The organism is Micromonospora haikouensis, assembly GCF_900091595.1.
GTDB lineage: Bacteria > Actinomycetota > Actinomycetes > Mycobacteriales > Micromonosporaceae > Micromonospora > Micromonospora haikouensis.
Genome location: NZ_FMCW01000012.1, coordinates 123,829 through 142,685 on the forward strand (window position 1 = coordinate 123,829; position 18,857 = coordinate 142,685).

The 18,857-nt window shown below is 74.5% G+C and carries 15 protein-coding genes and 1 pseudogene; 9 read left to right on the forward strand and 7 right to left on the reverse strand.

Annotated features, from left to right (window positions below):
* Nucleotides 1–39: 39 nt before the first annotated feature.
* The 6 genes from GA0070558_RS14220 to GA0070558_RS14245 all read left to right on the forward strand — a co-directional run bounded on the left by GA0070558_RS14220 (nucleotide 40) and on the right by GA0070558_RS14245 (nucleotide 6,961).
* Nucleotides 40–252 (forward strand): helix-turn-helix transcriptional regulator, encoded by a 213-nt coding sequence (locus GA0070558_RS14220; protein ID WP_091279563.1) that lies wholly within the window; start codon nucleotides 40–42, stop codon nucleotides 250–252.
* 477 nt (nucleotides 253–729) lie between these two features.
* The gene (locus GA0070558_RS14225; RefSeq protein ID WP_091279566.1) at nucleotides 730–2,739 is read left to right on the forward strand and encodes a HelD family protein; all 2,010 of its coding nucleotides are present in this window, start codon (nucleotides 730–732) and stop codon (nucleotides 2,737–2,739) included.
* Nucleotides 2,740–2,861: 122 nt separating this feature from the next.
* The gene (locus GA0070558_RS14230; RefSeq protein WP_256091934.1) at nucleotides 2,862–4,196 is read left to right on the forward strand and encodes a serine hydrolase domain-containing protein; all 1,335 of its coding nucleotides are present in this window, start codon (nucleotides 2,862–2,864) and stop codon (nucleotides 4,194–4,196) included.
* A gap of 132 nt (nucleotides 4,197–4,328) precedes the next feature.
* A complete protein-coding gene (locus tag GA0070558_RS14235) occupies nucleotides 4,329–5,240 on the forward strand; it encodes an ABC transporter ATP-binding protein (protein WP_091279569.1) in 912 nt (303 codons plus the stop codon).
* Between the two features lie 14 nt (nucleotides 5,241–5,254).
* A complete protein-coding gene (locus GA0070558_RS14240; protein WP_077935640.1) occupies nucleotides 5,255–5,992 on the forward strand; it encodes an ABC transporter permease in 738 nt (245 codons plus the stop codon).
* Nucleotides 5,993–6,169: 177 nt separating this feature from the next.
* Nucleotides 6,170–6,961 carry a VOC family protein gene (locus GA0070558_RS14245; protein ID WP_091279572.1) on the forward strand — a complete coding sequence of 264 codons (792 nt, stop codon included), beginning with the start codon at nucleotides 6,170–6,172 and terminating at the stop codon, nucleotides 6,959–6,961.
* A 70-nt stretch (nucleotides 6,962–7,031) separates the two neighbouring features.
* Here GA0070558_RS14245 and GA0070558_RS14250 read toward each other — a convergent pair whose 3' ends face one another.
* The 4 genes and pseudogenes from GA0070558_RS14250 to GA0070558_RS14265 all read right to left on the reverse strand — a co-directional run.
* Entirely contained in the window at nucleotides 7,032–7,844 is an 813-nt protein-coding gene (locus tag GA0070558_RS14250; protein WP_091279576.1) for an ABC transporter ATP-binding protein, read from the reverse strand.
* Nucleotides 7,841–8,923: a FecCD family ABC transporter permease gene (locus GA0070558_RS14255; RefSeq protein WP_091279579.1), complete on the reverse strand. Its 1,083-nt coding sequence runs from the start codon at nucleotides 8,921–8,923 to the stop codon at nucleotides 7,841–7,843. The genes GA0070558_RS14250 and GA0070558_RS14255 overlap by 4 nt, the downstream gene beginning before the upstream one ends.
* 77 nt (nucleotides 8,924–9,000) lie before the next feature.
* The gene (locus GA0070558_RS14260) at nucleotides 9,001–9,939 is read right to left on the reverse strand and encodes an ABC transporter substrate-binding protein (protein WP_091279582.1); all 939 of its coding nucleotides are present in this window, start codon (nucleotides 9,937–9,939) and stop codon (nucleotides 9,001–9,003) included.
* A gap of 374 nt (nucleotides 9,940–10,313) precedes the next feature.
* Nucleotides 10,314–11,624 (reverse strand): annotated as a pseudogene (locus GA0070558_RS14265) (M14 family metallopeptidase); the annotation flags it as partial.
* 217 nt (nucleotides 11,625–11,841) lie between these two features.
* Between GA0070558_RS14265 and GA0070558_RS14270 the strand changes: the two are divergent.
* Entirely contained in the window at nucleotides 11,842–13,182 is a 1,341-nt protein-coding gene (locus GA0070558_RS14270) for a C39 family peptidase (RefSeq protein ID WP_091279590.1), read from the forward strand.
* A gap of 12 nt (nucleotides 13,183–13,194) precedes the next feature.
* Here the strand turns inward: GA0070558_RS14270 and GA0070558_RS14275 are convergent, their stop codons facing one another.
* The 3 genes from GA0070558_RS14275 to mqnE all read right to left on the reverse strand — a co-directional run bounded on the left by GA0070558_RS14275 (nucleotide 13,195) and on the right by mqnE (nucleotide 15,157).
* Nucleotides 13,195–13,461 (reverse strand): DUF4229 domain-containing protein, encoded by a 267-nt coding sequence (locus GA0070558_RS14275; RefSeq protein WP_091279593.1) that lies wholly within the window; start codon nucleotides 13,459–13,461, stop codon nucleotides 13,195–13,197.
* A 69-nt stretch (nucleotides 13,462–13,530) separates the two neighbouring features.
* A complete protein-coding gene (locus tag GA0070558_RS14280; protein WP_077935632.1) occupies nucleotides 13,531–13,965 on the reverse strand; it encodes a hypothetical protein in 435 nt (144 codons plus the stop codon).
* Nucleotides 13,966–13,987: 22 nt separating this feature from the next.
* Entirely contained in the window at nucleotides 13,988–15,157 is a 1,170-nt protein-coding gene (gene mqnE / locus GA0070558_RS14285) for an aminofutalosine synthase MqnE (protein WP_077935631.1), read from the reverse strand.
* Nucleotides 15,158–15,397: 240 nt separating this feature from the next.
* Between mqnE and GA0070558_RS14290 the strand changes: the two genes are divergently transcribed.
* Entirely contained in the window at nucleotides 15,398–16,882 is a 1,485-nt protein-coding gene (locus GA0070558_RS14290; protein WP_091279596.1) for a C40 family peptidase, read from the forward strand.
* Nucleotides 16,883–17,200: 318 nt separating this feature from the next.
* Nucleotides 17,201–18,787, forward strand: a complete 1,587-nt coding sequence (locus tag GA0070558_RS34330) for a hypothetical protein (protein ID WP_141722212.1) — start codon at nucleotides 17,201–17,203, stop codon at nucleotides 18,785–18,787.
* Nucleotides 18,788–18,857 lie beyond the last annotated feature (70 nt).

Below are 18,857 nucleotides of genomic sequence, written 5' to 3' on the forward strand. Positions count from 1 at the left end.
TGACAAACGTAAACGACGTGTCGTGCCTACGTTCAGGCTGTGAAGCGACCACGCCTGTACGGGCCCGGCGAACTCGCCGCCCTGTTTGGCGTGTCTCGACAACGCGTCCTACAGATCACGCGTCGGCCCGGGTTCCCGGAGCCCCTCGCCCGCCTGGTCGGGATGAACGTCTGGGACGCGGACGAGGTCGACGAGTGGGCCCGCCACAATCGCCCGCGCCGCCCGCCAGCCGACGAGGACGAACAGGGCTGAGGCCTGGGCTCAGCATCGAAGCCGGACCGGGACCACGCCTCCGCGCGACGGGCGACCGGCGACCGGCGACCGGCGACCGGCGACCGGATGAGCGTGGCGCTGATCTTGGAGTTGAACATCAGTGGGCGCGTTGTTCCTGCTCCGCGCCGAGGGCCTGATCGAGGGCCGCCAAGGAAAGGGCACATTCGTGCTCGCCGCCGCGGAATAGCCCACCGCACCCACCCACAGCCCCAGCCCCAGCCCCAGCCCAGCGATCAAAAGGTTTGCGTCATCGCAAAGATCGACTCTGACGCTTTTCTCTTGATCACCGGACTCGGGTGGGGTGGGTAAAGCGGCTGAGCGAGTGGGTGGGGCGGAGTAGACTGTTCCCCCGCCGACGGCCGAGGTGTCCAGCACCGCAGCGGACGTCCCCGCGCCGGCCATCGTTGCCGGAAACGCGAGCGGCAGTGTTGTCCCCCGCGCCGAGGAGTAGGTCGGATGACCCCGCACGCCCCCATGTCCCTGGACACCGAACTGGCCGCCGAACGGGCCCACCTGGACGCGTCCCGCGCCGCGCTGACCCGCATGCGCCAACGCACCGAGGCCCTCTTCGCCACCGGCCACAACGTCGCCGGCGACGCGTACACGGCGGAGACCCTGGGGCGCACCCTGTCCCGCCGCGTCGCCGAGCTGGCCGACCAGCCCGACACCCCGCTGTTCTTCGGCCGGCTCACGTTCGGCGACGAGGAGCACCACGTCGGCCGCCGGCACGTCACCGACGATCTCGGCGAGCCCATGGTGCTCGACTGGCGGGCCCCGGTCTCCCGGTCGTTCTACCGGGCCAGCGCCCGCGACCCGCAGGGCGTGACCGTGCGCCGCCGGTTCGGCTTCAGCGCGGGCGCGCTGACCAGCTTCGAGGACGAGCACCTGGACCGGGGCGAGGAGCTGGGCACCGCCAGCCGCATCCTCACCGCCGAGATCGAGCGCCCCCGCGTCGGCCCGATGCGCGACATCGTCGCCACCATCCAGCCGGAGCAGGACGAGCTGGTCCGCGCCGACCTGGCCGCCTCGATCTGCGTACAGGGCGCGCCCGGCACCGGGAAGACCGCCGTCGGGCTGCACCGGGCGGCGTACCTGCTCTATCTGCACCGGGAGCGGCTGCGCCGGTGCGGGGTGCTGATCGTGGGGCCGAACCGGGCGTTCCTGTCGTACATCGCGGCGGTGCTGCCGGCGCTCGGCGAGGTCGAGGTCGAGCAGGCGACCGTGGAGGACCTGATCGCCCGGGTGCCGGTGCGGGCGGTGGAGGACCCGGCCGTGGCGGCGCTCAAGCACGACGCGCGGATGGCCGAGGTGCTGCGGCGGGCCGTCGAGGCCCGGATCGCCGCCCCCACCGAGCCGATCATGGTCTCCGACGGGTCGTTCCGCTGGCGGATCGGCCTCGACCCGCTGCACCGCGTCGTCGAGGAGACCCGCCGGGAGGGGCTGCCGTACGCCACCGGCCGGGAACGGGTGCGGGCCCGGGTGGTGGGCCTGCTGCAACGCCAGGCCGAGGCCCGCCGCGCCGAGTCGCCCGGCGACGCCTGGCTGCGCCGGATGGGCAGGATCCGCCCGGTCGCCGACTTCCTCGACGCGGTCTGGCCGGCGCTCACCCCGGAAGGGCTGGTGCACGGGCTGCTCGCCGACCCGGCGGCGCTCGCGACAGCCGCCGACGGCGTGCTCACCGAGGCCGAGCAGGCGCTGCTGACCTGGGCGAAGCCGCCGCGCACCCCGAAGGCGACGAAGTGGACGGCCGCCGACGCGGTGCTCGTCGACGAGGCCGCCGGGCTGCTGGAGCGCCCCGCCGGCTTCGGGCACGTGGTGGTCGACGAGGCGCAGGACCTCTCCCCGATGCAGTGCCGGGCCATCGCCCGTCGCAGCGAGCACGGGTCGATCACGCTGCTCGGCGACCTGGCGCAGGGCACCGCCCCGTGGGCCGCCCGCGACTGGCGGGAGTCCCTGGCCCACCTGGGCAAGCCGGACGCGACGGTGGTGCCGCTGAGCATCGGCTTCCGGGTGCCCGCCGCCGTGGTGGCGTTCGCCAACCGGCTGCTGCCGGCGCTCGCGGTGGACGTACCCCCGGCCGAGTCGCTGCGCCGCGACGGCGCGCTGGACGTGCGTACCGTGGATGACCTGGTGGCGGCGACGGTGGACGAGGTGCGGACGGCGCTGGCCCACGACGGCTCGGTCGGGGTGATCGCCGCCGACGCCGCGGTCGGCGGGCTGCGGGCGGCGCTGGCCGACGCCGGGATCGACACCGCGACCGCCGACGACGTGGCGGCCCCGGCGCGGGTCACGGTGGTCCCGGCGACGCTGGTCAAGGGCCTGGAGTACGACCACGTGGTGACCGTGGAGCCGGCGGCGATCGTGGCGGCCGAGCCGCGCGGGCTGCACCGGCTGTACGTGGTGCTGACCCGGGCGGTGTCCCGCCTGACGGTGCTGCACACCGCCCCGCTCCCCGCCCCGCTGTAAGGAAGGGCCCCCTGTTAACGCATACGGTCGAGAAGGGTCCCCTTCTTACCGGGCGGTTCACCATCGGCGGGAGTTGTGGCGATCGGTGATGATGGGTGCACCTCGTCCACTTGGGAGGCAGCATGCACCTGTCGCGCCGCGATCTCCTGCTCGCCGGGGCCGGCACCGCGCTGGCGGCCACGCCCCTGCTGGCCGCCGCCCCGGCGACGGCCGCGCCCGCCGGGACCACCACGCCCGGCGGGACGGCCGCAGCCGACGGATCGGGTCCGGCCACCGGGCCGGGAGCGACGGCGGGGCGGCTGCCGGCGGACGCGCTCGACGCCGGGATCGGCGCGATCACCGACGCCGGCATGGTGGGGGTGTTCGCCGAGGCCCGCGACGGCCGGGACCGGTGGCGCGGCGCGAGCGGCATCGCCGATCTCGACACCGGGCGACCGATGCGGCCCGGCCTCCAGCACCGGGTCGGCAGCATCACGAAGACGTTCGTGGCCGCCACGCTGCTGCGCCTGGCCGGCGAGGGCCGGGTGGCGCTGGACGCCCCGCTCGGCCGCTACCTCCCGGAGTACGCCGTGCCCGGGGTCACCGTCGAGATGCTGCTCAACCACACCAGCGGCATCGGCGACTACGACACCGTGCTGTTCACCAGCGGATACGACGTCGAGCGGCTCCGGTTCACCACGTTCACCCCGGACCAGCTCGTCCGGATCGGGCTCGGCGAGCCCCGCACCGGGGCGCCGGGGGCGGGGTTCGCGTACTCGAACACCAACTACATCCTGGCCGGCCTGGTCGTCGAGCGGGTGACCGGCCGCGGCGCGGCCGACGAGGTGCACCGGCGGGTCATCCGGCCGCTGGGGCTGCACCAGACGTACTTCCCGGGGCGGCGGACCCGGATCGCCGGGCCGCACAGCGAGGCGTACCTGCCCTGGTACGACGGCCAACTCCGCGACTTCAGCGTGGCGAACATGTCGTGGGCGTGGACGGCCGGCGCGCTGGTCTCCACGGCGGCCGACCTCAACCGGTTCTTCCGCGCGCTGCTCGGGGGCCGGCTGCTGCGCCCGGCCGAGCTGGCCCGGATGCGGACCACCGTGCCGCTGGACCCGACGCAGCCGGAGGCCGGCGGGTACGGCCTCGGCCTGCTGTGGCTGGCGCTGCCCGGCGGCCGGCTCTGGGGGCACGACGGGGTGGTCTTCGGGCACGCCACGATCTCGCTGCACGCCCCCGACGGCTCCCGCCAGGTGACGCTCGGCACGAACGTCACCCATTACCAGGTGCCGGGCCAGCCCGACCCGATCGGGGCCGCCACCGGCGCGTTCCTGGTCACCGCCCTGTCCGGTGCGGTCACCGCGCGGTCGGCGGGCGCGACCCGGACGCCGACCCCGGCGACCCCGCTGCCGGCCCCGCTGCCGGCGACCCCGGCACCGGGGAGCCCGGCGTTGACCCGGCCCCTGCCCCGCTGACCTCCGCGCCGGCCCGGCACGGTCACTCCGGCGGTCACCACACGGCCGATGGACCCTGCCCCCGGTGGCGCGAGGGGAGTACACCGAAGGTGACGGCCGACCGTGTCCGCCGGCCCGACCAAAGGAGCACCGATGATCCTCGCCCGCGCCGACCAGGCCACCCGCCGGTACGGCGACGTGCTCGCCCTCGACCGGGTCGACCTCGACGTGCGCGCGGGTGAGCTGGTCGGCCTGCTCGGGCCGAACGGCGCCGGCAAGAGCACCCTGCTCAACCTGCTCGTCGGGCTGCGCCGGCCCACCGCCGGCCGGGTCGAGCTGTTCGGCGGCGACCCGCGCGACCCCGCCCACCGCCTGCAGGTCGGGGTGACGCCGCAGGAGACCGGGCTGCCGGCCACCCTGCGGGTCGGCGAGGTGGTCGACTTCGTCGCCGCGCACTACCCGGACCCGGTCCCCCGGGGCGAGCTGCTCGACCGGTTCGGCCTCACCGACCAGGCACGCCGGCAGACCGGCGGCCTCTCCGGCGGCCAGCGGCGGCGGCTGGCCGTGGCGCTCGCCTTCGTCGGCCGGCCCCGGCTGGTGCTCCTCGACGAGCCGACCACCGGGCTCGACGTCGAGGCCCGGCACACCCTGTGGGAGGCGATCCGCGGCTTCCACGCCGACGGCGGCACCGTGCTGCTGAGCAGCCACTACCTGGAGGAGGTGGAGGCGCTCGCGCACCGGGTGGTGGTGATCGGGCAGGGCCGGGTGCTGGCCGACGACACCACGGCGGCGATCCGCTCGGTGGTCGGCGTACGCCGGGTCAGCCTGGTCGCGGGCGACCTGCCGGACCTGCCGGGCGTGGTCCGCGTCGAGCAGGTCGACGACCGCACCCACCTGCTCACCACCGACGCCGACCGGCTGGTCCGGGAGCTGGTGGCCAGCGGGGTGTCCTTCCGCGACCTGGAGGTGCGCCCCACCTCGCTGGAGGAGGCGTTCCTGGCCATCACCGCCCCGGGCGGGCAGGGCACCGTCACTGTCCCGGGCCAGCAGGCCACCGCCGCGTGAGGAGACCGACCCCCGTGAGACTCGCCCTCGTGCACGCCCGCTACCAGCTGTTGCAGACGCTCCGCATCCCGGTGGCGGTCTTCGGCAGCGCCTTCTTCCCGGCCGTGGCGATGCTCTTCTTCGTGGTCCCGTTCGCCGGGGACGACCCGACGGGCGCCACCTACGCCACCGCCGCGATGGTCACGTTCGCGGTGATGAGCGCCAACATCTTCCAGTACGGCGTGGGCGTCGCCGAGGACCGCGACCAGCCCTGGAACCCGTACACCCGGACCCTGCCGGCCGGGGCGGCGCCGGCCTTCGCCGGACGGGTGCTCGCGGGCCTGGCGCTGACCTTCCTCTCCCTGCTCCCGGTGGTGGTGATCGCGGCGCTGTTCACCGACGCCCGGATCAGCCCCGGGGCGTTCGTCCTGGCCGTCGTCGTGGTCGGGCTGATCTCCGTGCCGTTCACGCTGATGGGCCTCGCCATCGGGTACGCGCTGCCGAGCAAGGCGGCGATCGTGGTGGCCCAGATCGTCTTCTTTCCGCTGGCGTTCGGGGGCGGCCTGCTCTCCGCGCCGGACGCCGCGCCCGCCTTCGTCAGGGCGATCGCGCCGTACCTGCCGACGCGGGGCGCGGTCGAGCTGATGTGGGCGGCGGTCGGCGACTGGCGTCCCGCGCCGGTGTCGGTGGTGATGCTCGGCGTCTGGGTGGTGGCGCTGGCGGCGCTCGCCGGTTGGGCGTACCGGCGCGACGAGGGCCGTCGCTTCCGCTGACGACCCGCGCCGTGGGGCGCTGTTCGGGCCGGCGATCGGCCGTGGGGCGCGGGCCGGGGCCGGCGAGCGCCGCCCGGCTGGGGTTATTCGTCCCGTTTGAGCCCGTTCCATCGGGTTGCGGTGCCAGGATGCGGGCAGGGCGTCCCACCGGGCCGCCACCTGTGGAGAGGGGTCAGCGTGAGCAGCGTCCCGCCGGGCACGCCGTGCTGGGCCGACCTGGCCACCCCGGGCCTGGCGGAGGCCCGGCGCTTCTACCCGGAACTGTTCGGCTGGACCACCCGGATCGCCCCGCAGCCGGAGGCCGCCGGCTACACCACGTTCCTGCTCGACGGGCGCGCCGTGGCCGGGGCCGGTCCGCCCGCCGCGCCGGACCAGGTGCCGATCTGGTCGACGTACGTGGCGACCGACCACGCGGACCTGGTCACGACCCGCGTCGAGGCGGCCGGCGGGCAGGTGCTGGTCGCCCCGTTCGACGTGTTCGACCAGGGCCGGATGGCGGTCTTCGCCGACCCGGCCGGCGCGGTGTTCAGCGTCTGGCAGCCGATGGCCCACCCCGGGGCGGAACTCTTCGACACCCCCGGGGCGATGAGCTGGAACGAGCTGGTCACCCCCGACCCGGAGGGCGCGAAGGTCTTCTACGAGCTGGTCTTCGGCTGGCACCCGGAGGAACAGCCGGCGGGGCCGGTCCCGCCGGAGGTCGGCGACTCCCCCTACACCGGCTGGCGGTGCGGCGAACGGATCGTCGGCGGGATGATGCCGCCGCTGGCCGACGACTTCCCGGCCGACCTGCCGGCGTACTGGACCGTGTACTTCGCCGTGGCCGACGCCGACGCCACCGCCCAGCGGGCCGCCGAGCTGGGCGGTTCCGTCCTGGTGCCGCCCCACGACACCCCGCAGGGCCGCCTCGCCGCGCTGCGCGACCCCGAGGGCGCGCTGTTCTCGGTCATCGCCCGCCCCGCGCGCGGCTGACGGCCAGCGGCTTGTTTGCAGGGGCCCCTTCCTATACAGAAAGCGTTAACAGGGGGCCCTTCCTTGCGCCTCAGCGGGGGCGGACCGGGACCACCAGCGGGCCGTGCTCGCCGGGCAGGACGCGGACGGAGGCGCGGTAGTGCGTCGCCAGCAGGTCCTCGGTGAGCACGTCGCGCGGCGGGCCGGCGGCGGCCACCCGGCCCGCCGCGAGCAGGACCATCCGGTCGGCGTACTCGCCGGCCAGGGAGAGGTCGTGCATGGTGGCGAGGACGGTGAGGCCGTGCTCGCGGCGGAGCTGGTCGACCAGTTCGAGCACCTCCTGCTGATGGCCGATGTCGAGGGCGCTGGTCGGCTCGTCGAGCAGCAGCAGGGTCGCCCCCTGCGCCAGCGCCCGGGCCAGGAAGACCCGCTGCCGCTCGCCGCCGGAGAGGGTGGCCAGCTCGCGGCGGCCGAAGCCGCCGAGGTCGAGGCGGTCCAGCACGTCCCGCACGGCGGCCAGGTCGGCGGCGGACTCCCGGCCCAACGGCGGGACGTACGGGCTGCGGCCGAGGAGCACGTAGTCGAAGACGGTCATGCCGGCCGGGACGACCGGGGACTGCGCGACGGTGGCCACCACCCGGGCCCGCTCGCGGCGGCGCAGCGCCTCGCTCGGCGTACCGAAGATGCGGATCGCGCCCGGCGCGGGCAGCAGGCCGCCGAGCGCGCGCAGCAGGGTCGACTTGCCGGCGCCGTTCGGGCCGATCACGGTGACCCACTCGCCCCGCTCGACGGTCAGGTCGACGCCGGCCAGGATCGGCGCGCCGTCCAGGCTGACCCGCAGGCCACACACCTCGACCGCGGGCGCGGCACCCGGCGACGGGTCGTCGGCCGACGGGGCGCTCACGTGAGCACCCGGCGGGCGGTGCGCAGCACGAGGACGAAGAACGGGCCGCCCAGCAGCGCGGTGACCACGCCGATGGGCACCTCGGCGGGGGCGGCGGCGGTCCGGGCGACCACGTCGGTCAGCGCCAGGAACGCCCCGCCGAACAGCAGGGACAGCGGCAGGATCACCCGGTAGCTGGAGCCGGCGAGCAGCCGCACGGTGTGCGGGACGATGATCCCGACGAAGCCGATCAGCCCGGACGCGGAGACGGCGGCGGCGGTGCCGAGCGACGCGGCCGCGATCAGCAGGTAGCGGGAGCGCTGCGGGTGCAGGCCGAGGCTGCTGGCCTCGTCGTCGCCGACGGAGAGGACGTCCAGCTCGCGCCGGTGCAGCAGCACCACGACGGTGGTGAGCAGGAAGTACGGCAGGACGAGCCGGACGTCGTGCCAGCCGGCGGTGGCCAGCCGGCCGAGCAGCCACGAGTAGACCTGCTGGATGCTGTCGGAGTTGCGCTGGAGCAGGTACGTCTGCCCGGCGGAGAGGAACGCGGACACGGCCACCCCGGCCAGGATCAGGGTGGCGGTGGAGCGCCCCCGCCCGCCGGCCACCCCGAGCAGGTACGTCATGGCGACCGCGCCGAGCGAGCCGACGAACGCGGCGAGGGGGATGGTGAGCGGGAGCCCGGTCAGCGCGCCGCCCGCCCCGGCCCCGAGGGAGATCACGGCGGTGACGGCGAGCCCGGCCCCGGCCGCCACCCCGAGCAGGTACGGGTCGGCCAGCGGGTTGCGGAACACGCCCTGGTAGCAGCCGCCGGCCAGGGCGAGCAGGCCGCCGACGAGCAGCCCGAGCACGACCCGAGGCAGCCGCAGCTCGGTGACGATGGCGATCTCGCGTTCGCTCAGCCCGCTGTCGAGGCGCACGCCGGGCAGCAGGTTGAGCAGTTCGGCGGCGACGCTGCCGGGGGGCAGGCTGACCGGGCCGAGGGAGACTCCGGCGACGAGCGCGACGAGCACGGCGGCGACCCCCGCGGCGAGCCAGCCGGGCCGCAGCCCGGCCGGCCGCTGCGCGAAGGAGGGGCCCCTTGTTAACGCTTTCTGCATAGCAGGGGCCCCTTCTTAACGCCCCGCACCGCGCGCAACACGCCCCGCACCGCGCGCAGCACGCCCCGCGGCGAGGGTCACGCCGGCACCTTGGCGACGGCGTCGACGACGGCCCGGAGCAGGTCGACGACCCGCGGGCCCCAGCGCGAGGCGATGTCGTCGTCGAGCGCGACGACCTGGTTGTTCTTGACGGCGGTGACGCCGGCCCAGCCGCTGCGCGCCTTGACCGTCTCCGGGCTCTGCTTGCAGCACTTGGTGTCGGCCAGGAAGACGAAGTCGGGGTTCGCCTTGACGATGATCTCCTGGGAGAGCTGCGGGTACCCGCCGTTCTTGCCGTCGGCGTCGGAGGCGTCGGCGATGTTCTCCAGCCCGGCGAGGGCGTAGATCGAGCCGATGAAGGTCTTGCTGGTCGCGCTGTACAGCTCCGGGCCCAGCTCGTGGTAGTAGGTCAGCTTCGCCGACCGCTGCGGCAGGTCCTTGGTGAGCTTGGCGATGTCGTCCTTCATCCGGGTGACGACGTCGGCGGCCTCGTCCGGGTGGCCGGTCAGCGTGCCGAGGTCGGCGAGCTGCCGGTAGGAGTCCTCCAGCGTGGCCGCCGCCGGGGTGAGCAGCACCGGGATCTTCAGCGTGGTGAGCTGATCGACGATCTTGTTGGTGTCGTTGGAGAGCACCACCAGGTCGGGGCTCTTGCCGGCGATCGCCTCGGCGTTGGGCTGGAAACCGGACAGCTCGCTCTTCGGCGCGTCCGGCGGGTAGTTGGACTGGTCGTCGACGGCGGCGACCTGCTTGCCGGCGCCGATGGCGAAGAGCATCTCGGTCGCGGTCGGCGAGAGCGAGACGATCTTCTCGGGTCGCTTGTCGAGCGTGAGCTTGCCGACGGTGACCGGGAAGGCGGCGGCGGCCGAGGTGCCGCCGGGGGCGGGGGCTTCGTCGGGGCTCTTCTCGGCGCACGCGCCGAGCGCGAGCGCGGCCACCGCGAGGGTCGCGGCGAAGAGCCGGGGGGTACGTCGGAACACTGGTCCTCCTGTCGGTCGAGGAGCGTGGTGCTTCGCCGACAGGAGCCTGGTGGGGTGCCCGTCCGCGAGGCGCCCTTCCTCGAGAGCGCGTGTCGCGACCGTGCCGCAGGCGACCTGGCTCGCCCCACACACGTCGGCGTCGGCCGGGCGGCCGACGCCTGGGTCGACGGCGGCCGGGGGCCGGACGCCGCGGGTGGGGCATCACAGTTGCGGGACAGCGCCGGATTCACACCGGCTTCGCTGCGGTCTGGTCGGTGCCACCGTAGCGCACGCCCCGGTGACACCTCGTTGATCTAGGGACTATGACCCGGCGTGACGACACCGACACGGGTGCGGGGCCCCGGACGGGACCCCGCACCACGGGCGAGTCAGGCGCAGTACTGGGCCTGCTTGCCGATCACCCGGTAGGGGCAGTCGGCGTACTCGGAGAGCAGCAGGACCGCCTCCTTGTTGCGCGAGGTCTGGGCCGGGATGACCTCGTCGGGCGGGTAGAAGCCGCCGCCGGCGCCGGACGAGCCGGGGTACATCTCGAAGGTGTACGCCCAGATGCCGTGCGTCGCCCACATCCAGTCGAGGCTGTCGCCGTCGGTGATGTAGAGGTCGCTGGACTGCTCGGGGGTGTAGCCGTTGGTGGCCGCCATCTGCTGGCCGAGCGTGGCGAAGGTGTTGTACTGGTCCGCCGTCATGCCGGTGGTGGTGTTCGCCGTCGTGTAGCCGAAGGGCCAGAGCACGAGCTGCGAGTACGTGTGCCAGTCGATGTTGGCCTTGATCTGCTGGACGCCGCCGACGACCCGGCTGTTGACGAAGTCACGCAGCGCCTTCGTCTCGGGGGCGGAGAAGGCAGACGGTCCCCGGTAGGTCGACGACGACGGCAGCCCGGAGGACCCGCCGCAGCAGCCCCAGTTGTAGCCCCAGTTGCGGTTCAGGTCGGTGCCGACGGCCGACGCGCCGCTGTTGGGCTGGCGGTTCTTGCGCCAGGACCGGTAGGAGCCGGTGGCGATGTCGTACTCGCTGCCGTCGGGGTTGACGGTGGGGACGATCCAGATCTCCCGGGTGTTGACGATGTTGGTGATCCGGGAGTCGCTGCCGTAGCTGTCGGTGAACAGGTTGAGCAGGTAGATCGCCATCTCGACGGTCAGGTGCTCGCGGGCGTGCTGCTGCGAGTTGAACAGGATCTCCGGCTCGGCCTCGTCGGTGGCCACGTTGTCGGAGATCTTGACGGCCATCAGGTCGCGGCCCTCGTACGACTTGCCGATGCTGATCTTGCGGGCGAGGGTCGGGTGGTCGGCGACCACCTTGTTCACCACGGCGGTCAGCTCGGCGTAGTCGTGGTAGTTGGAGTCGGCGGACGGGAAGCCGGTGGTGCCGACGCCGTCTGCGTGGACGGGTGCCTGCTTCTCCACCTGGTAGCCGAGCCGCCTGATCGCCGCCGCCTCGGCGTCGGTCGCCGTGACGTGCAGGATGCCGTGCTCGGCGGCGTCGACGGCGGCGCCGGTGCGGGCGATGGCGGTGCGGGCGGCCAGGGTGCGTACGCCGAGCACGTCGTACTCGGCGGCGGCCGGCTCGGCGGCGGGCTCCGGGGCGGGGCGCGCGGAGACCGGCCCGGTGGCGACGGTGAGGCCCAGGCCGGCGGCGGTGGCGAGCACCAGTGCGCGACGCAGGCGGGTCGAGGTGCGGAAGGCCATGGACAACCTCCTGGGGGTACGGGGAGATCCCGTCTCGTGGTCAACACTTCACCACCTGTCACATGGTCAGATCAATATCTTTCACTACGCGATCCATCCCGACCGCATCCTCACGCCGGCAAGGATTTTCCTGGCGGGAACATCTGGCGAAACTTCCCGACGAGCGGGATAGTGACCGGCAAGCATGCCCCGACCCGCCTCACCCCGCGGAGATCCCATGGCCAGCATTGCCCTACGCGCGATCGCGCTCACCGGCGTCGCCACCCTCGCCCTCGCCGGCACGGCCGTCCCCGCCCACGCCAGCGGCCACCACCCGCCCGCCGAGCACGACGAGCAGATCACCTTCCAGGAGTGGTCCCGCCACCCCGACTGGCGTACCGGCACGCACCGGGGCACCCGGGCGGTCCCCGGCCACCGCGCCGGGATCACCATCGGCCGACCCGCCGGGACGACCGAGTTCACCGACGAGCACGCCGGCACCACCAGCACCTGGGAGTACGCCACCTGGACCTCGCCGGCCACCCGGATCGGCTTCGACGCCACCGAACTGGTCGCCTCGTGGAACGCCGACACCCCGGCGGGCACCTGGCTCCAGGTCGAGCTGCAGGGCACGTACAACACCGGCGACCGCACCCCCTGGTACGTCATGGGCCGGTGGGCCTCCGGCGACGCCGACATCAGGCGGGCCACCCTCGACGGTCAGGGCGACCCGTGGTCGAGCGTGTGGACGGACACGTTCGCCATCGACGACGCCGACGCCGGGGTGCTGCTGCGGTCGTACCAGCTGCGGCTCAGCCTCTACCGCAAGCCCGGCCAGACGGCCTCGCCCCGGGTCCGGATGCTCGGCGCGATGAGCTCGAACGTGCCGGACCGGTTCACCGTCACCCCGAGCCGGGGCGGGATCGCCTGGGGGAGGGAACTGCCCGTTCCCGCCCACTCCCAGATGATCCACAAGGGCAACTACCCCGAGTGGGGCGGCGGCGGGCAGGTCTGGTGCAGCCCGACGTCGACCACGATGGTGCTGGAGTACTACGGCCGGGGCCCGTCGGCCGAGGACCTGGCCTGGGTCACCCCCGGCTACACCGACCCGCAGGTCGCCCACGCCGCCCGGATGACCTGGGACTACGAGTACGAGGGCGCGGGCAACTGGCCGTTCAACACCGCGTACGCCGCGAGCTTCCCCGACATCGACGCCCGGGTGACCCGGCTGCACTCCCTCGACGAGGTGGAACGCTTCGTCGCCGCCGGCATCCCGGTGATCACCTCGCAGTCCTTCCTCGACACCGAGCTGGACGGGTCCAACTACGGCACCTCCGGGCACCTCTTCGTGGTCGTCGGCTTCACCGCCGACGGCGACGTGATCGTCAACGACCCGGCGTCGTCGTCGAACGCGGAGGTACGCAACGTCTACCAGCGGGAGCAGTTCGAGCAGATCTGGCTGCGCACCAAGCGTTACCGCGCCGACGGGAAGGTGGCCAGCGGCTCGGGCGGCATCGCGTACCTGATCAAGCCGGCGGACCAGCCGTGGCCGGTGGTCCCGGGCTCGACCAACTGGTGACCGGCGGGGTCGTCAGCTCTTGTCGCCGGGCTGCTCGTCGTCGCCGGCCAGGGCGGAGCGCAGCCGCTCCTTCTCGGCCCGGCGGCGCTCGGCGGCCCCGGCCATCTCCCCGGCCATCTCGTCCCGCCAGCTTCGCAGCAGGAAGAACGAGAGCGCGGCGGAGAACGCCAACGCCAGCATGAGCTTCAGGAAGATGTTCAGGTCGACCGGCCAGAGCGCCGCGACGACCACCACGAACAGACCGATCCGGCCCAGCGTGTACTTGACCGCCGCGCTCACGTCGCACTCCGTTCTCCGCCGGCGGGGCCGGCCGTAGGGTTCGCCCCGGCTGTCCCCGCCGGGCGGGGTTCAGCCCGTCCGGCGGGCCAGCCAGTGGACCCCGGTGAACCAGACCACCGCGTAGACCACGGTGAAGGCCGCCGCGCCGAGCCCGCCGCCCAGCAGCGGCGGCAGCCCGTCGGCCAGCCCGGCCACCACCAGGCCACCGACCACGGCCAGCCCGGCCGCCACCAGCGCGGCCACCACGCGGGCCGCGCCGAACTCCCAGGCCCGGAAGTCCTCCCAGTAGAGCCAGGCCGGCAGGATGATCGCCAGCCAGCCGTTGGCCCGGCCGAAGTCGCCCGCGCCCACCGTGGCGAAGCCCCAGTCGAACAGCAGCAGGGCGAGCAGGCCGATCACCAGACCGGCGAGGCTGATGCCCAGCAGGTCACCGAGGGCGACGATCCGCCCGTCGGCGTCCCGCCGCGGGAACCCGCCCTGACCCTGCCGACTCGACTCGCTCATGACCTACGAGGGTACGGGCTGCTCAGGCCCACACCTGCTGCGGCTCGGACCGGCGCTCCGCCAGCGACGGGGGCCCGTCGTACTCGCGGACGATCTCGTAGCGGGTGTTGCGCTCGACCGGGCGGAAGCCCGCGTCCCAGATCAGGTGCAGCAGGTCGTCGCGGTGCATGGTGTTCGGGGTGCCGTACGAGTCGGCGTCGTGGGTGATCTTGTATTCCACGACGGAGCCGTCCAGGTCGTCCACGCCGAAGTTCAGCGAGAGCTGGGCCACCGACAGGCCGTGCATCACCCAGAAGCACTTCACGTGCGGCACGTTGTCGAACAGCAGCCGGGAGACCGCGAACGTCTTCAGCGACTCGGCCGGCGACGCCATCGTGGTCTGCGCCTGGATCCGGTTGCGGACCTTGCCGTCCGCCGAGTCGACGAAGTCGTGCTGGTAGCGCAGCGGGATGAAGACCTGGAAGCCGCCCGTCTCGTCCTGCAGCTCGCGCAGCCGCAGCACGTGGTCGACCCGGTGCCGGGGCTCCTCGATGTGGCCGTAGAGCATCGTCGACGGGGTCTTCATGCCCTTCGAGTGGGCCAGCCGGTGGATCCGCGACCAGTCCTCCCAGTGGCAGGCGTGGTCGACGATGTGCTGGCGGACCTCCCAGTCGAAGATCTCCGCGCCGCCGCCCGTCAGCGACTCCAGGCCGGCGTCCATCAGCTCGTCGAGGATCTCGTCGGCGCCCAGGCCGCTGATCTTCTCGAACCACTGCACCTCGGTCGCGGTGAACGCCTTCAGGTTGACCTTCGGCAGCGCCGCCTTCAGCTCGCGCAGCACCTTCGGGTAGTAGCGCCAGGGCAGCGTCGGGTGCAGGCCGTTGACGATGTGCAGCTCGGTGAGCTGCTCGTCCTCCATCTCCTTGGCCTTGCGGACCGCCTCGTCGATGCGCATCGTGTACGCGTCCTTCTCGCCCGGCTTGCGCTGGAACGAGCAGTACGCGCAGGAGGCGCTGCACACGTTGGTCAGGTTGAGGTGCCGGTTGACGTTGAACATCACCCGGTCGCCGTTGAGCTCCGTGCGCCGGTGGTGCGCCAGGCGGCCCAGCCAGGTCAGGTCGTCGCTGTCGTAGAGGGCGATCCCGTCCTCACGGGTCAACCGTTCGCCCGCGTACACCTTCTCTTCGAGCTCGCGCTTGAGTCCGGCGTCCATCGAAAGCCACGTCCCTTCCACCTGCGGTCCCGTCGAGCCTACGTCGGGTCGTCGACCCACCGCCGATGCGGTCGACCCCAGCGACGTACCTCACCGGACTCTCAGCCGCTCGTAACCTGTTACGCCATCGACATCACTGCCCGGGTGCGGTAAGACAGGGTGGGGCGCGCCACATTCGGGGCCGCCCCCGCCGTCGCGCCACCCGAGCGCGGCGCCCACCCACGCCGGACGGGGAGCGGAATGGTGCAGAGCACGCGACGACAGCGACGGCAGCGACGGAGGGCGCCCCTGTTCTCGCCCGTGCTCCGGCCAGCGCTGTGGTCCGCCCTGCTCAGCGCCGTGGCCACGGCCGCGCTCGCCACCCCCGCGTACGCCGAACCGCCGCTGCCCAACGTCGTGCCCGACACCGGTTCCCGCCCCGTCGCCGTCGGCGGGCTCCCGGTGCCCGGCCTGAACGGCCCCGCCATCCCCGGTGCCGGCGCGCCGGTGACGCCGCTCGGCACCGGGCCGCTCGCCGCCGCCATCGCGGCCGCCGAGGCCCAGGTGGGCCTCCTCGGCGACCAGTTGCTCGGGCTGCGGCAGACCCGCACCGACGCCGAGGCCCAGCTCGCCGCCGCCGACCGGGACCTGAAGGCGGCCCGCGACGCCCTGGCCCGCGCCCAGGAGGGCGCCGACGCCGCCGCGGCCGGCGCGCTCAAGGCCGCCGCCGCGCTGCCGCCCGGCGAGTTCGCCGAGGACCTGCACGGGCTCAACATGCTCCAGCAGATCACCCGGGGCGAGGAGGCGGAGGGGGCGACGACCGCCGCAGCCGGCGAGCTGACCCGCGCCCGCGCCGCCGAACAGGTCGCCTACCAGGCGTGGCTCGCCGCCGACACCCGGGTGCGTTCGGTCCGAAACCAGTACGCCGCCGTGGAGAAGTCCCTCCACGAGCAGGAGAAGAAGCTGCTCAAGCTGCGCAAGGACAACGCCGCGCAGATCATCGAGCTGGAGCGCCAGCAGGAGGCCCTCGAGCAGCAGCTCGGCGCGGGCTACGTCGACGGGCAGAGCAGCAACGGCCTCACCGCGAGCCCGACCGCGCTGGCCGCCGTCCGCTACGCCCTGGCCCAGCTCGGCGACCCGTACGTCTGGGCCGCCGAGGGCCCGGACGCCTTCGACTGCTCCGGGCTGATGTGGGCCGCCTACCGGTCGGCCGGCTACAACCAGCTGCCCCGGGTCTCCCGCGACCAGTACTACGCGACCCGGGGCCGCACGGTGAGCCGCAGCGCGCTGCTCCCCGGCGACCTGCTGTTCTTCGCCTCCGGCAGCAGCTGGACGACGATCCACCACGTCGCGATGTACATCGGCAACGGCAAGATGGTGCAGTCCCCCACCACGGGCCAGACGGTGAAGATCAGCACGGTGGGTTGGTCCCGGCTCTACGCCGCGACCCGCGTGGTCGGCGCGGTGCCCGCCCCGACGCCCACCCCCACCCCGGCTCCGACCACGCCGAAGCCCACCAGCACCCCCAAGCCGACGAACTCTCCGACGCCGAAGCCGACCACCCCGTCGCCCAAGCCCACGACCCCGTCGCCGAAGCCGACGACGGCGAGCCCGACGCCGACGCCGACTCCGACGCCGAGCCCGTCGGACACCCCGTCCCCGTCGCCCGCGCCAACCACCCAGGCCAGCAGCCTGGCACCGAGCGACAGCGCCGCACCGGACCCCTCGACGAGCACGGCGGACTGAGCGCATCCGTCCACTCCGGCTGTGCTGCCGGGCGGGAATGTGGCACCGTGACACCCATACACTTCCGGCCCGACGCCTCGGGCCCGGAGGCGAGCGTGGGCACGGAGGACGACCATGGGCGAGCAAGAGGTTCCGGCGGGAACGACCGACCCCGGATCCCGGCTTGACCCCGGATCCCCACCCGCCCCGGGCGGTGGCCCGGCCGGCTCCACACGCACCCCGGTCGGCACCGCGCCGGCCGACGGGTCGCAGCCCGGGTCGGCCGGACGGGCGGCGGTGCCCGCCGCGACAGCGCGGGCCCGGGTGAGCGTCTCCGGCGTGACCGTCCCGCCCGACAGCTCCGCGTTGCCGGTCGCGGGCAGCAGCGGCACCACGTACCGCGCGGGTGCCCCGGCGCTCGATTCCGTCCCGGGACGGCCTTCGACGCCGCCCGGCGGGACGATCGGGGGCGGCGCCACCGGGCCGACACCGGGTGCCGAAGGCGGCGGCGTCACGCCGGACGCCCGTGTCACACCGGCCGCCGGCGTCGGCGTGGCACCCGCCCCGGGCAGCGCCCGGACCGGCGCTGGCGTGCCGAGCCAGCGGGCCGGCGGCAGCGGGTCCGCCCGGGCCAGCGTCTCGGTGCCCGGCCTGAACCGGGTCTCCGCCGACGAGGCGGCAGGCGCCGTCGGGGCGGAGGCGGCCGGCGCGGCGAAGCCCGGCAGCGCCAAGGTCTACCGGTCGGCCCCGGTGAGCCCCGAGCCGCCCGAGCCCGCCCGGCCCCCGGAGCCGGCCGAGCCTCCGAAGCCGGCCGGGCCGCCCTCGCCGCCGGAGCCGGAGCCCGCCCCGGCACCCACGCCCGTTCCGGGGCCGAACCCGCCCACGCCGCCCGTGCCGGGTCCCCCGCCGCCGTCGCCGAACCCGCCGGTCCCCGAGCCGACGCCGCCGACCCCCGGGCCGTACCCGCCAGCCCCGGTCCCGCCGCCCGGCCCGGCCGTGCCGCCGCCGACGCCCGGTCCCGTGCCTCCGCCCGGTCCCGTGCCGGGCCCGCCGGTCCCCCCGCCCGGTCCGGCCGTGCCGCCGTCCCCGCTGCCGCCCGGCCCGATGCCGGCACCGCCGTTCCCGCCACCACCACTGACCGCGCCGGCCACCCCGACCTGGCCACCGGCCGGCCCGGCCGGCTCCGCGCCGTCGTCAGCTCCGCCGTCGTCCGGGGCCCCCGCGGGCTGGCCGGCGGGCCACGCCGCACCGCCGTTCCCGACGGAACCGGCGTCGCCGCCCGCCGCGCAGTCCCCTGTCGTGCCGGCCCCGGCGCTCCCGGCCTGGCCGCCGCCGACCAACCCGGCCACCCAGCGCGACGGCACGCCCGCCGCCGGCGGCGTGGCAAGGACGCCGGCACCGGCCGCCCCGGTCTCGGGCGTCCCCGCCTCGGCAGCTCCCGCATCGGCAGCTCCCGCATCGGGCGTCCCGGCGTCGGGTGCTCCCGCAACGGGGCTGCCGGCCGCAGGTCGGCCGGCGTCCGGCCTGTACGGCGCGGCCCCGACCACCGCCTGGCCGGTGGCGCCCCCGGACGCGCCTCCCGCGCCCCCGGGCGGGGCCCCCGGCGGCCGGGCCACCGTCGGCAGCCCCGCCCCTCGCCCGGAGCCGGGGACGGCCGACCTCGCCAGCACCGCGTACGGCACCGACGGGCCGGGCTTCGCCACGGTCGCGCTGCCCACCGGCAACCAACTGGACAATTCCGGCTCGCTGACCGGGCACATCCTGGCCCAGGGCTGGACGGACGCCCCGGCCGCGCGATCCAGCACCGCCAAGGTGCTGATCGTCCTGGTGGCGTCGCTCGGGCTGCTCGTCGCGATCGGCGTGCTCGTCGTGCTGCTGGCCGGCGACGCGATGGACGGGCTGGTCGGCGGCCTCCTCAACAGCTGAGCAGGCGGCGGGGCACGCGCGGACAGGTAGACGACCCGGCGGGCGTGGGCGGCCCTGAGCGGACCGCACA

Coding starts and splice junctions, on each gene's coding strand:
- GA0070558_RS14235 (WP_091279569.1), top strand. CDS start 4,329: ATGATCCTCGCCCGCGCCGACCAGGCCACCCGCCGGTACGGCGACGTG.
- GA0070558_RS14270 (WP_091279590.1), top strand. CDS start 11,842: ATGGCCAGCATTGCCCTACGCGCGATCGCGCTCACCGGCGTCGCCACC.
- GA0070558_RS14230 (WP_256091934.1), top strand. CDS start 2,862: ATGCACCTGTCGCGCCGCGATCTCCTGCTCGCCGGGGCCGGCACCGCG.
- GA0070558_RS14225 (WP_091279566.1), top strand. CDS start 730: ATGACCCCGCACGCCCCCATGTCCCTGGACACCGAACTGGCCGCCGAA.
- GA0070558_RS14290 (WP_091279596.1), top strand. CDS start 15,398: ATGGTGCAGAGCACGCGACGACAGCGACGGCAGCGACGGAGGGCGCCC.
- mqnE (WP_077935631.1), bottom strand. CDS start 15,157: ATGGACGCCGGACTCAAGCGCGAGCTCGAAGAGAAGGTGTACGCGGGC.
- GA0070558_RS14280 (WP_077935632.1), bottom strand. CDS start 13,965: ATGAGCGAGTCGAGTCGGCAGGGTCAGGGCGGGTTCCCGCGGCGGGAC.
- GA0070558_RS14255 (WP_091279579.1), bottom strand. CDS start 8,923: ATGCAGAAAGCGTTAACAAGGGGCCCCTCCTTCGCGCAGCGGCCGGCC.